The 13,225-nt window shown below is 66.8% G+C and carries 14 protein-coding genes; 2 read left to right on the top strand and 12 right to left on the bottom strand.

From position 1 onward, the window contains the following. Positions 1-21: 21 nt before the first annotated feature. The 7 genes from K3U94_RS03895 to K3U94_RS03865 all read right to left on the bottom strand — a co-directional run bounded on the left by K3U94_RS03895 (position 22) and on the right by K3U94_RS03865 (position 7,010). Entirely contained in the window at positions 22-852 is an 831-nt protein-coding gene (locus K3U94_RS03895; RefSeq protein ID WP_220695637.1) for a mycofactocin-coupled SDR family oxidoreductase, read from the bottom strand. A gap of 47 nt (positions 853-899) precedes the next feature. Next, positions 900-1,712 (bottom strand): SHOCT domain-containing protein, encoded by an 813-nt coding sequence (locus tag K3U94_RS03890; RefSeq protein WP_220695636.1) that lies wholly within the window; start codon positions 1,710-1,712, stop codon positions 900-902. 93 nt (positions 1,713-1,805) lie between these two features. Continuing rightward, positions 1,806-2,996, bottom strand: a complete 1,191-nt coding sequence (gene tuf / locus K3U94_RS03885) for an elongation factor Tu (protein ID WP_047317600.1) — start codon at positions 2,994-2,996, stop codon at positions 1,806-1,808. Between the two features lie 97 nt (positions 2,997-3,093). Beyond that, complete coding sequence (gene fusA, locus K3U94_RS03880) at positions 3,094-5,196, bottom strand: elongation factor G (RefSeq protein WP_047317601.1); 2,103 nt, start codon at positions 5,194-5,196, stop codon at positions 3,094-3,096. Positions 5,197-5,270: 74 nt separating this feature from the next. Then, positions 5,271-5,741 (bottom strand): 30S ribosomal protein S7, encoded by a 471-nt coding sequence (gene rpsG / locus K3U94_RS03875; protein ID WP_024441009.1) that lies wholly within the window; start codon positions 5,739-5,741, stop codon positions 5,271-5,273. After that, positions 5,741-6,115, bottom strand: coding sequence for a 30S ribosomal protein S12 (rpsL, locus tag K3U94_RS03870; RefSeq protein WP_007767794.1), 375 nt, complete (start codon positions 6,113-6,115; stop codon positions 5,741-5,743). Before rpsL ends, rpsG begins: the two co-directional genes overlap by 1 nt. Before the next feature lie 265 nt (positions 6,116-6,380). Next, positions 6,381-7,010 (bottom strand): TetR/AcrR family transcriptional regulator, encoded by a 630-nt coding sequence (locus K3U94_RS03865; protein ID WP_047317745.1) that lies wholly within the window; start codon positions 7,008-7,010, stop codon positions 6,381-6,383. A gap of 140 nt (positions 7,011-7,150) precedes the next feature. Between K3U94_RS03865 and K3U94_RS03860 the strand changes: the two genes are divergently transcribed. Continuing rightward, a complete protein-coding gene (locus K3U94_RS03860) occupies positions 7,151-7,516 on the top strand; it encodes a DUF3060 domain-containing protein (protein WP_047317602.1) in 366 nt (121 codons plus the stop codon). Further along, positions 7,513-7,923: a DUF3060 domain-containing protein gene (locus K3U94_RS03855; protein WP_230987388.1), complete on the top strand. Its 411-nt coding sequence runs from the start codon at positions 7,513-7,515 to the stop codon at positions 7,921-7,923. The genes K3U94_RS03860 and K3U94_RS03855 overlap by 4 nt, the downstream gene beginning before the upstream one ends. A gap of 62 nt (positions 7,924-7,985) precedes the next feature. Here the strand turns inward: K3U94_RS03855 and K3U94_RS03850 are convergent, their stop codons facing one another. From K3U94_RS03850 to K3U94_RS03830, 5 genes are all read right to left on the bottom strand, one after another. Continuing rightward, a complete protein-coding gene (locus K3U94_RS03850) occupies positions 7,986-8,750 on the bottom strand; it encodes a crotonase/enoyl-CoA hydratase family protein (protein ID WP_220695635.1) in 765 nt (254 codons plus the stop codon). Continuing rightward, positions 8,747-9,481 carry a PaaX family transcriptional regulator C-terminal domain-containing protein gene (locus K3U94_RS03845; protein ID WP_230987386.1) on the bottom strand — a complete coding sequence of 245 codons (735 nt, stop codon included), beginning with the start codon at positions 9,479-9,481 and terminating at the stop codon, positions 8,747-8,749. The genes K3U94_RS03850 and K3U94_RS03845 overlap by 4 nt, the downstream gene beginning before the upstream one ends. An 11-nt stretch (positions 9,482-9,492) precedes the next feature. After that, positions 9,493-10,428, bottom strand: coding sequence for a crotonase/enoyl-CoA hydratase family protein (locus K3U94_RS03840; protein ID WP_220695634.1), 936 nt, complete (start codon positions 10,426-10,428; stop codon positions 9,493-9,495). Positions 10,429-10,440: 12 nt separating this feature from the next. Continuing rightward, positions 10,441-12,081: an acyl-CoA dehydrogenase family protein gene (locus K3U94_RS03835; protein ID WP_220695633.1), complete on the bottom strand. Its 1,641-nt coding sequence runs from the start codon at positions 12,079-12,081 to the stop codon at positions 10,441-10,443. Positions 12,082-12,390: 309 nt separating this feature from the next. Further along, entirely contained in the window at positions 12,391-13,224 is an 834-nt protein-coding gene (locus tag K3U94_RS03830) for a CE1 family esterase (protein ID WP_220695632.1), read from the bottom strand. Position 13,225: the final 1 nt, after the last annotated feature.

Below are 13,225 nucleotides of genomic sequence, written 5' to 3'. Positions count from 1 at the left end.
GTTTCTCCCGGCCCGGGGCGATCAGTACTTGAGCGCGCCCTTGTCGACCGGGATCTGGACTCCCGTCAGGATTCCAGAGCCATCACCGGCCAACCAAACCACCACGTCGGAGACCTGGTCAGAGGTCATGAACGATGGCGGGTGCAGCGGCATCGGAGGGAAGGCGTGGAGGTAGTCGGGGCGTTCGCGGAAGATCTCGGCCATTACCTGCGGCTCGATCATCGGGGTGTCCACCGAGTAGGGGTGAATCGAGTTGACCCGGATCCGGTACGCCCCTACCTCGAGGGCCAGCGTGTTGGTGAGAGCCACCAGGGCGTGCTTGCTCGCCGCGTAGTGGCCGTTGCCGGGCGTGGCCTTCAGCCCGGCCGACGAGCTGACGATCACGATCGAACCGCCGTTGCCGGCCTCGATCATCGCCGGCACCGCCGCCCGGATGGTGCGCCAGGTGCCGGTCAGGTTCACGTCGATGACGGTGTTCCACTGCTCGTCGGTGAGCTCCCACAGCCGGCCCCAGCTCAGCACGCCGGCGTTGGCCACCACCACGTCCAGCCGGCCGAACTGCTCGACTCCGTCGTTGACCAACTTGCGCAGCGCTTCGTCGTCGCGGACGTCGACCGGCCGGGCCAGCACCTTGCGGCCCTGGGCCTCGACCGCGCTGACCATCTCGGCGAATTCCTCGGGCGTGGCCGCCGGGTAGGTGATGCAGTCCGACGCCGGGGCACAGATGTCGGCGGCGATGATGTCGGCACCGGCGGCCGCCAGCCGGACCGCGTGCGAACGACCTTGGCCGCGCGCCGCGCCGGTAACAAAGGCCACCTTGCCCTGCAGATTGTGGTTCTGGCTCTCGCTCACCCGACGAGGCTAGCAGCTGTTTATGGAACGTGTTCTAATTCGGTGCCTCAGAGGTCGGCGATGATCTGGGCCCGTTTCTGTGCGTACTCTTCGTCGGTCACCGTTCCCGCCGCGTGCAGTGCCGACAGCTCCTGCAACCGCTCGCCGACAGACGGCTGCTCGACGACCGGCACAGCTGCGGACTCGCCGGCCGCCGACTGCTGAGCGACCGCTCGGCGCACCACCGCGCTGATCTGCTGTCGCAGTGCAGGGTTCGACCGCACGTCGACCATCTGGTTCAGACCCACGCCGTGGGACTTGAGCAGCTGCAGGATCTCCATCAGCGGACCGGACTGCCCGCTCAAGTCGTAGGTCTGGCCGTCTTCGGCGACGGTGAACTGCGCAGGCACCAGCCCATTGACCACAGCGCTGCGTTCCCAGTCGATCAGGTGCTTGCCGCTGACCGGGTCGACCTGGACCACCAGCTTGCGGGCGGTGATGTTCCCCAATCGGCTGACGCTGGCGATGACCCGGTCCTCGGTGTCCATCGGCGTCAGACCCGGCCCGGCGATGTGCAACTGCAACTTGACCAGCGGTTGGTCGTTGATCCGGGTGCCGGTCTCGGTGATGCCGTTGATCTGCGCGAGCGCCAACACCCCGTCGCGTTCCAGCAGGGCGGCATTGCTCGCCGATCTCGCCCCGAAATACGCCAGCGCAATGCCCACCAGCACATCGACCACCGTGATCGCGATACCGCTGTAGTACATCCACCGCGTCATCTCGTACTCGCCGATGGCGTAGTAGACGATCAGGAAAATGGGCCCGACCATGCCTCCGCACAACAGCACGAGCAACTGTGCCTTCACGTATCGCCACAACACGTGCCCAGCGTCCAACACTCGCTTGCCGAGCAGACGCAAAATCCCCCTTTTCCTCGGAGGAAAAGGGGGATTTTGCGTCTGCTCGTGCAGGAACTACTTGATGATCTTGGTGACCCGGCCGGCGCCGACGGTACGACCACCCTCACGGATGGCGAACCGCAGACCCTCGTCCATGGCGACGGGCTGGATCAGCTTGACGGTCATCTCGGTGTTGTCACCGGGCATCACCATCTCGGTACCCTCCGGCAGGCTCACCACACCGGTCACGTCGGTGGTGCGGAAGTAGAACTGCGGACGGTAGTTGTTGAAGAACGGCGTGTGGCGACCACCCTCGTCCTTGGACAGGATGTAGGCCTGACCCTCGAACTCGGTGTGCGGGGTGGTGGTGCCGGGCTTGACCACAACCTGGCCACGCTCGACGTCCTCACGCTTGATACCACGGATCAGCAGACCGACGTTGTCACCGGCCTGACCCTGGTCCAGCAGCTTGCGGAACATCTCCACACCGGTGACGGTGGTCTTGGTGGTGTCCGGACGGATGCCGACGATCTCGACTTCCTCGTTCACGTTGATCACGCCACGCTCGACACGACCGGTGACCACGGTGCCACGACCGGTGATCGTGAACACGTCCTCAACCGGCATCAGGAACGGCTTGTCGGTCTCGCGGACCGGGTCCGGGATGGACTCGTCGACGGCGTCCATCAGGTCCTCGACGGACTTGACCCACTTCGCGTCGCCCTCGAGCGCCTTCAGAGCCGACACCCGAACCACCGGGGCCTCCTCGTCGAACTCCTGGGCACCCAGCAGCTCGCGGACCTCCATCTCGACGAGCTCGAGGAGCTCCTCGTCGTCGACCATGTCGGACTTGTTCAGCGCCACCAGGATGTAGGGCACACCGACCTGACGGGCCAGCAGCACGTGCTCGCGGGTCTGCGGCATCGGGCCGTCGGTGGCCGCGACCACCAGGATCGCGCCGTCCATCTGGGCGGCACCGGTGATCATGTTCTTGATGTAGTCGGCGTGGCCCGGCGCGTCGACGTGGGCGTAGTGCCGCTTCTCGGTCTGGTACTCCACGTGGGAGATGTTGATCGTGATACCGCGCTGACGCTCTTCGGGAGCGTTGTCGATCTGGTCGAACGCACGCGACTCGTTCAGGTCCGGGTACTTGTCGTGCAGAACCTTGGTGATAGCCGCGGTCAGCGTGGTCTTGCCGTGGTCAACGTGACCGATGGTCCCGATGTTGACGTGCGGCTTCGTCCGCTCGAACTTCGCCTTCGCCACTTCTTGTCCTCCTGGACTTGTTGGTGCTGGGTTACAGCAGGATTGAACTTTTTGGGTTTGTGTTTGTGCCACCGTAGCGGCACGGGCGGGCAGCTACTTACTCGCCCGTTGCCTTCGCGATGATCTCCTTCGCCACCTGCGCCGGCACTTCAGCGTAGGAGTCGAAAACCATGGAGTAGTTCGCCCGGCCCTGGGTCTTCGACCGCAGGTCTCCGACGTAGCCGAACATCTCTGACAGCGGCACCTGCGCCTTGACGACGCGCGCACCGCTGCGCTCCTCCATGGCCTGGATCTGGCCACGGCGGGAGTTCAGGTCGCCGATCACGTCGCCCATGTAGTCCTCGGGCGTGGTGACCTCAACGGCCATGATCGGTTCCAGGATCACCGGCTGCGCGGCGGCGGCAGCCTTCTTCAGCGCCTGCGAGCCGGCCACCTTGAAGGCCATCTCGGAGGAGTCGACGTCGTGGTACTGACCGTCGATCAGGGTGACCTTGATGTTGACCAGCGGGTAGCCGGCCAGCACGCCGTACTGCATGGCGTCCTGGGCCCCGGCGTCCACCGCGGGGATGTACTCGCGAGGCACGCGCCCGCCGGTGACCTTGTTCTCGAACTCGTAGGTCGCACCGTCTTCGCCGGTGAAGGGCTCGACGTCGATGAGGACCTTCGCGAACTGGCCCGAACCACCCGTCTGCTTCTTGTGGGTGTATTCGACCTTCTCCACCTTGCGGCGGATGGTCTCCTTGTAGGCCACCTGCGGCTTGCCGACGTTGGCCTCGACCTTGAACTCGCGGCGCATGCGGTCCACCAGGATGTCCAGGTGCAGTTCGCCCATGCCGCCGATCACGGTCTGGCCGGTCTCCTGGTCGAGGTGCACCTTGAAGGTCGGGTCCTCTTCGGCCAGCTTCTGGATCGCCAGGCTCAGCTTCTCCTGGTCGCTCTTGGTCTTGGGCTCGATGGCCACCTCGATGACCGGAGCCGGGAACGTCATCGACTCCAGCACGATCTGGTTGGCCGGGTCGCAGAGCGTGTCGCCGGTGGTGGTGTCCTTGAGGCCGATCACCGCGTAGATGTGGCCGGCAGAAACCGATTCGACCGGGTTCTCCTTGTTGGAGTGCATCTGGAACAGCTTGCCCAGCCGCTCCTTCTTGCCCTTGGTCGAGTTGACCACCTGAGCACCGGACTCCACCTTGCCCGAGTACACCCGGACGTAGGTGAGCTTGCCGAAGAACGGGTGCACCGCGATCTTGAACGCCAGCGCCGAGAACGGCTCGTCGATGCTGGGCTTGCGGCTGATGATCTCGTCTTCCTTGCCGGGCACGTGGCCCTGCACCGACTCGACGTCCAGCGGCGACGGCAGGTAGTCGATCACCGCGTCCAGCATCGGCTGGACACCCTTGTTCTTGAACGCGCTGCCGCACAGCACCGGGTACAGCTCCGAAGAGACCGTCAGCTTGCGGATGCCGCCCTTGATCTCCTCGATCGAGAGCTCCTCGCCGCCGAGGTACTTCTCCAGCAGCGCCTCGTCGGTCTCGGCGACCGCCTCGATCAGCGCAGTGCGGTACTCCTCGGCCTTGTCGGCCAGGTCGGCCGGGATCTCGATGGTTTCGTAGGTCTCACCGAGCTTGGTCTCGCCGCGCCACACCTTGGCGTTCATCTCGACCAGGTCGACGATGCCCTCGAAGTCGTTCTCCGCGCCGATCGGCAGCTGGATCACCAGCGGACGAGCGCCGAGGCGCTCCTCGATGGTGCGCACGGTGAAGTAGAAGTCCGCACCGAGCTTGTCCATCTTGTTGACGAAGCAGATCCGGGGCACGTCGTACTTGTCGGCCTGCCGCCACACCTGCTCGGACTGCGGCTCCACGCCCTCCTTGCCGTCGAACACGGCAACGGCGCCATCAAGGACACGCAGGGACCGCTCCACCTCGACGGTGAAGTCGACGTGGCCCGGGGTGTCGATGATGTTGATCTGGTTCTTGTTCCAGAAGCAGGTCACCGCGGCGGAGGTGATGGTGATGCCGCGCTCCTGCTCCTGCTCCATCCAGTCGGTCGTGGAGGCGCCGTCGTGCGTCTCACCGATCTTGTAGTTGACGCCGGTGTAGTACAGGATCCGCTCGGTCGTCGTCGTCTTACCCGCATCGATGTGCGCCATGATGCCGATATTGCGGACCTTGTTCAGGTCAGTCAGCACATCCTGTGCCACAGCAGTCTTCCCACTCTTTCGGTTACTTCAATTGCTTGTTGTCGCAGGTGCGTCGGCCGCTGAGGCCGACGTGATCACCAGCGGTAGTGCGCGAACGCCCGGTTGGCCTCGGCCATCTTGTGGGTGTCTTCACGCCGCTTGACGGCAGCACCCAGGCCGTTGCTGGCGTCGAGGATCTCGTTGGCCAGGCGCTCGATCATGGTCTTCTCCCGGCGAGCCCGCGAGAAGCTCACCAGCCAGCGCAGCGCCAGCGTGGTGGAGCGCTCGGCGCGCACCTCGACCGGAACCTGGTAGGTGGCACCACCGACGCGGCGGCTGCGAACCTCAAGGGCCGGCTTGACGTTGTCCATCGCGCGCTTGAGCGTCACGACCGGGTCGGTGCCGGTCTTGTCCCGAGCCTGCTCGAGAGCGCCGTAGACGATGCGCTCAGCCAGCGACTTCTTGCCATCCAGCAGCACCTTGTTGACCAGCTGGGTGACCAGCTGGGACCCGTAGACGGGGTCGTTGACCAGCGGACGCTTGGGTGCGGGGCCCTTGCGCGGCATCAGCTCTTCTCCTTCTTCGCGCCGTAGCGGCTGCGGGCCTGCTTGCGGTTCTTGACTCCCTGGGTGTCCAGCGAGCCGCGGATGATCTTGTAGCGCACACCCGGCAGGTCCTTCACACGACCACCACGCACCAGCACCATCGAGTGCTCCTGCAGGTTGTGGCCCTCACCCGGGATGTAGGCGGTCACCTCCACCTGGCTGGTCAGCTTCACGCGCGCCACCTTGCGAAGTGCCGAGTTCGGCTTCTTCGGGGTGGTGGTGTACACGCGGGTGCACACGCCTCGACGCTGCGGGCTGCCCTTGAGGGCCGCGGTCTTCACCTTGGCGACCTTGTCGCGGCGACCCTTACGGACCAGCTGCTGAATGGTTGGCATCTACCGGCTTCCTATATCGCTGTTCAAAACTGTCGTAAATCCTGCAGGTCTGTGCCCCACCGCTACCCCGCGGTCGGGCGTGTCGCATGGGCCGCTGCGGATTCCTCCGCTGCATAATGGACATGCGAATTGGGCCAGGCGCGCGCGTTATGTCACCAAACGCGCCTCGGTGGCCAGGCACGAGCTACCACAATACCCGGCAGCACTCCGGCAGGTCAAAGCGCGACCAACCGGCCCCTCTGACCCCACTAGTCCCGCTCAGCGGCTACTCGGTGCGGCTGTCCATCGCCGAAGCCAGCCTGCGCACCATGTCGGCGAAGACGGCGTCGGTGTCCACGTCATCCATCACGCCGGTCATCTCCAACAGGACAAATCCGTGCATCGCCGCCCAGAACTCCAGCGCCGCGTGAAACGCCCGGTCCCCTTCGAGTCCGTAGGACGCCAACACCTCGATGACCGGGGCGGCGGCTCGGGTTGCCGCGGCGGTGTACTCCGGGTCGTCGCCGCCCAGGGGCATCCGGGTGAACGCCGAATACCGGCCCGGGTGATGGTGGGCATAGCTGCGGTAGGCCCCGGCCATCACCAGCACCGCGTCGTCGCGGGCGCGACCCTGGCCGACCTGGGTCAGCATCTCCAGAATGTCGTCGATGACCCGCATGCGCATGGCGCGGCGCAGGTCATTGAGGCTGTGCACGTGGTTGTACAGCGACGGACCCTTGGTGCCCAGCTGGGTGGCCAACGCGTTGATGGTCAGCGCGTCCCAGCCCTCGCGGTCCAGGAAGTTCAGGGCGGCGTTGACGATGACGTCGCGACTCAGCTTGACCGGGCGCGCCCCCGATTTGCCGTTGGCGCGCGAGCGACCCCCCGCTGTGGGCGGGTCTGGTCGAGCTGACATGGCGTAGGCCCTTCGGATCGTGCGGAAGGAGGAGATCAGCACAGAACTCTAATCGACCGATTAGTAGGGGAACCCGAGTACGCGCCAGCTGGTGCGACGTAAGCTTTGCCGAGATTGCGTCCGGCGAGAGGGGCTCGGAGATGAAATGGACCGCGCTGGCTGGTGCGCTGCTGGGTCTGGCCGCCGGTTCACTGGGGGGTGCCGCGGGCGCACAAGCCGTGCCCGGCGACATCCACATCTACGGGGTGCACGAGACCCACACCCTGGACTGCAACGGCGGGACGCTGTTCATCAACGGCGTCAACCTCACCATCCACGCGATGGGAACCTGCTGGGCGGTGACCACACAGGGCTCGCAGAACACCGTGATCGCCGACACCATCGTCAACGACGTCACCGTCTACGGCAACGACACGACCGTGTACTACCACAATGGCGACCCGCTGCTGTTCGACCGCGGACGCGAGCTGGGGATGACGAACCGGCTCCAACGCGTACCGGCGTGACCCACGTTCTCCGCATCAACCCCTGCTCGCTGCTGGCCGGCGCACTGGCGCTGCTTGCGGTCGCGCTCACCGGTTGCGAGTCGGAGGCGCCGCCCAAGTCCGCTCGGATCACCAAGAACTACGACGGGCGGTTCTCCAACACCATCAGCTATGAGTCGTTCGGCGCCACATCGGCGGTGGACTGCGCCGACGGCAAATCGCTGAACGTGGCCGGTTCGAACAACAAGCTGACGGTCCGGGGCCGCTGCGAGGTGGTGAACGTAGCCGGCGCTGACAACCGCATCACCATCGAGCGCATCGACAAGACGCTGACGATCACCGGGCTCAACAATTCCATCACCTACCGCGGGGGCGATCCGAAGGTCGACAACCGCGGGTCGGGTAACACCATCGCCGACAAGCGCTGAGCGGCGTCAGGCTTCCCGGTGGTCGCAAGCGCGGCGGAGCCGGGCGAAGCGGGCCACCGGCGTCAGGCTTTAGCGCCGTGGCGACCGGCCCCGCCGGCGAACCGGCCCGCCCCGCGCAGCGCCTCGTCGGCCACCCGCTCAATGCTCTCGAATTCCTGATCCATCGCATGGGACTCGGCCATGCCCCACTGCCGCAGCGCCGACAACCGGTCCGAGCGCAGGCAGCCCTGCGGCAGCTCGGCCAGTTCGAGGGCCAGCTGCTCGGCTGCCGAACGAGCCTCCCCCTTGGGGACAACCCGATTGGCCAATCCGATCGCCCGCGCCTCCTCGGCGTTCACCGCCCGGCCGGTGAGGATCATGTCCATGGCCCGACTGTGGCCGATCAGGCGGGGTAGCCGCACGGTGCCACCGTCGATGAGCGGAACTCCCCAGCGCCGGCAGAAGACCCCGAACACCGCATCGTCCTCGGCCACCCGCATGTCGCACCACAGCGCCAACTCCAGCCCGCCGGCCACCGCGTAGCCGCTCACCGCGGCAATCACCGGTTTGGACAACATCATTCGGGTCGGGCCCATCGGACCGGGCCCGCTGCGATGGGTCTGATTGGCGTTCGGGGTGCCTAATGCTTTGAGGTCGGCTCCCGCGCAAAAGGTTCCGTGATCTCCCCACAGCACCGCCACCGAAGCGGTCTGGTCGCGGTCGAATTCGTCGAAGGCCTGATACAGCGCGGCGGCGGTCGGGCCGTCGACGGCGTTGCGCGCGTGCGGCCGGTCCAGGATCACCGTGGTGACGGGGCCGCTGCGCTCCACCCGCACTGCGTTACTCATAGCACCTCCGCTCGTTGGGCGACGTCACGTCGTGAAGCCAGTTCTTGGGCAAACTCCGCGTAGCGACTGCGGATCCGCGCCCCCGGCCAGTCCCGCGGGAGCAGTTCCGGCGGCAACACCGGGTCGCCGCGAAGGTGGCGGACCATGGCCGCGGCAACGACGAAGCGGCCGGGTACGTCTTCGGCGTCGGCCATCGCCGTGAGCAACTCATGTCCGGTGCGCGCCCAACCGTCCAGATCCCACAGCTTGGCAGCCAGCTCGGCCGGCTGCTCGTCGCGTGCGGTGAGCAGCCTGGTGTAGCTGCTGAGGCGATCGCCCAACTCGACCTCGAGGTTGTCCGGACGCATCCAAAACCCTTCGCGCAGTTCGGCGAACCTCCGGTCGGACAGACCCGCACGCAATGCTGCCCTGGTCCGCGCATCGCAGCCGATGCTGGTGATCACCACTGCCAGCCAGTCGCCGCTCCAGCGCTTGGTCTGCGGATCAAGCGCCGCGTCCTGCCTGCGCTGGCGCTCCAGCAGCCGCTCGGACAGTCCGTAGCCGTCGACGGAGCGGACCAGGTCCCCCGCAGCGACCAGTCGGGTCAGCGCCACCCGCATGGCGGTTTCCTTGATACCGAAATCCGCGGTGAATCTGAGCAATTCAGCCGGGGTCGCCGAAGCGGGGTGGGCCCCCAACAGCACCGACAGCACCACGGAGCGCGCCGTCATCCGTGCTGGCGTGGTGGGCATCGTGTGCCACCCTAGACCCCGGAGGCCTTTCGGCCGTAGTCCCCGAACGGCTCGTCGCGGTGCCGGACCGCGTCGCGGAACCCGTGCGCCACCGCGTCGGCCACGAATGCGTGCCCCTCCGGGGTGTGCCGCGCCACCCCGTCGAACACGGTGCTGACCATCCGGCTGGTGGCCACACCCTGCTGCAGCAGTGCGGTGTTGAGCGCGAGCTTGGCCATGATCAGCTGGTTGACCGGCATCGCGGCGATACGGGACACCAGGCGTTCGGTGCGCTCGTCGAGATCGGCTGGGTCGGGGGCCTCGATCGCCAGACCCCACTCGGCGGCCTGCGCTCCGGTGATGCAGTCTCCGGTCAGCAGCAGTCGCTTGGCGCGCTGGTCGCCGAGCCGGTGCGCCCACAGCCCGGCCGCCGGCACCCCCCACACCCGCATCGGGGGGTAACCGATCTTGGCGTCGGATGCCGCGATCACTTGGTCGGCATGCAGTGCGATATCGGTGCCGCCGGCTACGCAGTAGCCGTGGATCTTGACCACCGTGGGTTTGTCGGCGTGCATCAGCGAGGCGAACCCGCGGACGAAACGGCTCATCATCTGATAGTCGATCATCGGGTCCCACGGCTGATCCGGGCGATGGTTGGTCGCCTGCGTCTTGCCGTCGAGCACACTGCCCCGGTAGTTTTCGCCGCCAGCCGACGACGAACCTTCGGCGTAGGCACCGAGGTCGAAACCGGCGCAGAATCCCTCGCCACGGCCTGACACGAGGATCACGTGCACGTTCGGATCCAGATCGGCCCGCTCCACCAGCGCCGACAGTTCCAGCGGGGTGTCAGCGGTGATCGCGTTGCCGTGCTCCGGGCGGTTGAAGGTGATCCGGGCGATGCGGTCGGTGACCTCGTAGGTCATCGTCCGCAGGTTGTCGAATTCAACCGGGGCGATGTGGTGCCGCATGGACAGCCGGCCTCAGCCTTTGACCAAGGCACGCTCGATGATCGGCCCCAGGTCCAGGCTCGCCGGCAGGGTACCGAACGCCCCGCCCCACTGTCCGTCGAGTCGGGTCGCCAAGAACGCCTCGGCCACAGCCGGGTGTCCGTGGCGCACCAGCAGCGAACCCTGCAGCGCCAGGCAGATGTCCTCGGCGATCTTGCGGGCCTGGTGCTGAGCGGCAACGACGTCGGTGCCGAGGTCGGCCAATTGGGCCTTCAGCGCCTCGATGTGGGCGTCAAGCCGGCGGTCCTGCCCGGTGGTGCCGGCCAGCTCGTCGAAGAGCACGGCCGCCGACTGGGGTTGGGTGGCCAGGGCGCGCAGCGTGTCCAGTGCGCTGACGTTGCCCGACCCCTCCCAGATGCCCATCAGCGGCGCCTCCCGATACAGCCGCGGCATCAGGGTGTCCTCGATGTAGCCGTTGCCGCCCAGGCACTCCATCGCCTCGGCCGCATGCGGGGTGGCGCGCTTGCACACCCAGTACTTGGTGGCCGCCAGCCCGATCCTGCGCAGCAGCCCCTCTCGTTCGTCGCCGCGGACCGCCTTGTCCGTAGCACCGGCCATCCGCATCGCCACCATGGTCGCGGCCTCGGCCTCGACGGCCAGATCGGCCAGCACGTTGCGCATCAGCGGTTGGTCGATCAGGTAGGCGCCGAACGCCTTACGGTGCTGAGCGTGGTAGGTGGCGCGGGCCAGTCCCATCCGCATGCTGGTGGCGCTGCCCAGCGCACAGTCCAGCCGGGTGAGGTTGACCATCTCGATGATGACCGAGACCCCGCGGCCCTCCTCACCCACCAGCCAGGCGGTGGCGCCGTCGTACTCGACCTCACTGGAGGCGTTGGCGTGGTTGCCGAGCTTGTCCTTGAGCCGCTGCAGCCGCATCCGGTTGCGGGTGCCGTCCGGCAGGATCCGGGGCAGGAAGAAGCAGCTCAGGCCTCCGGGCGCCTGCGCGAGCACCAGGAACACGTCGCACATCGGCGCGGAGGTGAACCACTTGTGCCCGGTCAGGGTGTAGCTGCCGTCGGCGTTCGGCACCGCCTGGGTGGTTCCGGCGCGCACGTCGGAGCCGCCCTGCTTTTCGGTCATTGACATGCCCGCGGTGATACCGGCTTTGGTGGCCGGCACCTTCAGTTCGGGGTCGTAGACCCCGCTGGTCAGCAGGGGCTCGTAGGTCTTGGCGAGTTCGGCGTTGTTGCGCAGCGCGGGCACGATCGCGTACGTCATCGAGATCGGACACATGTGGCCGGGCTCGGAGGTCCAGACCCCGGTTTGGGCGGCGCGGACGACGTGCGCGCCGGGTCGGGGGTCGGCCCACGGCGCAGCGTGCAGGCCGTGCGCGATCGCGGTGCGCATCAACTCGTGGTAGGCCGGGTCGTATTCCACTTCGTCGATCCGGTTGCCGACGACGTCGTGGGTGTGCAGCACCGGCCGGTGGCGGTCAGCCAGCTCGCCCCAGCGTTGCACCTGTTTGGACCCGGACAGCGCCCCCAGGTCGGTGACCTCGTCGACGCCCCATTGGCCGCCCTCGCGGATCAGGGCCTCGATGAGGACCGGGGACGACGCGGGGTTGTAGCCCTCCAGCGGAAGGACCTGGTTGGTGACGATATGCGTGTCGGCCATAGCCGAATATTACAGTTTTTGCACGCATGCACAATGGGCTGTAATCAAATTGGTGCTCGGCAAACAAAACGGCGGTCACAGCCCGGGGTCGGGAGGTTCCGGGCTGTGACCGCCGTCGTTTTGGGGCGCCGGACTAGGCGCTGCGCACTCCCCCCGCACCGTGCTGGTGCCGCTCAGGCATTTGGACCCCCTCCAGTCCTGAGACGTGTGCGCAGCTGCCGCGGTCACGGCGCCTGAGCAAAGTTGTAGCACAGAACCGACCAGATGTCGCCCTCTAGCGGATTAATCGGTCAAAACGGATGTTTTTTGTCAGCGGGGGTGCGCGGTGAAGAACTGCCACAAGGTGGCCGTCGCCGAGTCCGGCCACTGGTGGCCGCCGCCGGCGATCGTGGTCAGCTGCACGCTACGGCCCGACGGGCAGTCGGCAATCGCGGAGGTAACCGCACCATCGGTGGTGCTCACGGGCGGTGCACAGTCATCGACGGTGCGCCAGAACGCGTCCACCTCCGGGACCGACGGACCGTCGATCTGCGCTACCCCGGCGCCGGGGCCGCCGTCGTAGCGGATATTGGGGTCCGCGGCGCCATGGATGTGCAACACCGAGGTGGGGTGCGGGGACGGGCAGGGCCCGAGCTGGGTGGCCGCAACCGGTCCGATCGCGGCGAACAGCCCGGTGGCGCAGGCCAGCGTGTAGGCCATGATGCCGCCGTTGCTCATGCCGGTGGCGTAGACCCGCGCCGGGTCGATGGCCACGGCACGGCCGACGTCGCCCACCACCGCTGCGATGAAGCCGACGTCATCGACGCCCTCGGCGGCAGCACGCCCGCAGCAGTTGCCGCCGGTGTTCCACGCCCGCGACACACCGTCGGGATAGGCGACCACAAATTTCGCCGTATCGGCCAATTCGTCCCAGCCGTAACGCCGTTCAGCGTTGGCCGCGCTACCGAAGCCACCGTGCAGCATGACCACCAGCGGAGCCGCCGCCGGCAGACCGGCCGGCCGATACACCCGGTAGGAGCGCTGCAGCCCGCCGACCGTCAGGGTGTGCACGCTGGTGCCGTCGGGCGCCGGCTGCGCCACCCCAGGCGCGACACAGCCGCTGATGATCAGCGCGGCGCCGAGCAGCACCACCCAGCGCCGCATG

This window comes from Mycolicibacter heraklionensis (assembly GCF_019645815.1).
In the GTDB taxonomy this organism is placed as follows: Bacteria; Actinomycetota; Actinomycetes; order Mycobacteriales; family Mycobacteriaceae; genus Mycobacterium; species Mycobacterium heraklionense.
The sequence above is the reverse complement of the archived record's forward strand: the minus strand, read 5'-3'. Positions and strand labels throughout refer to the sequence as shown.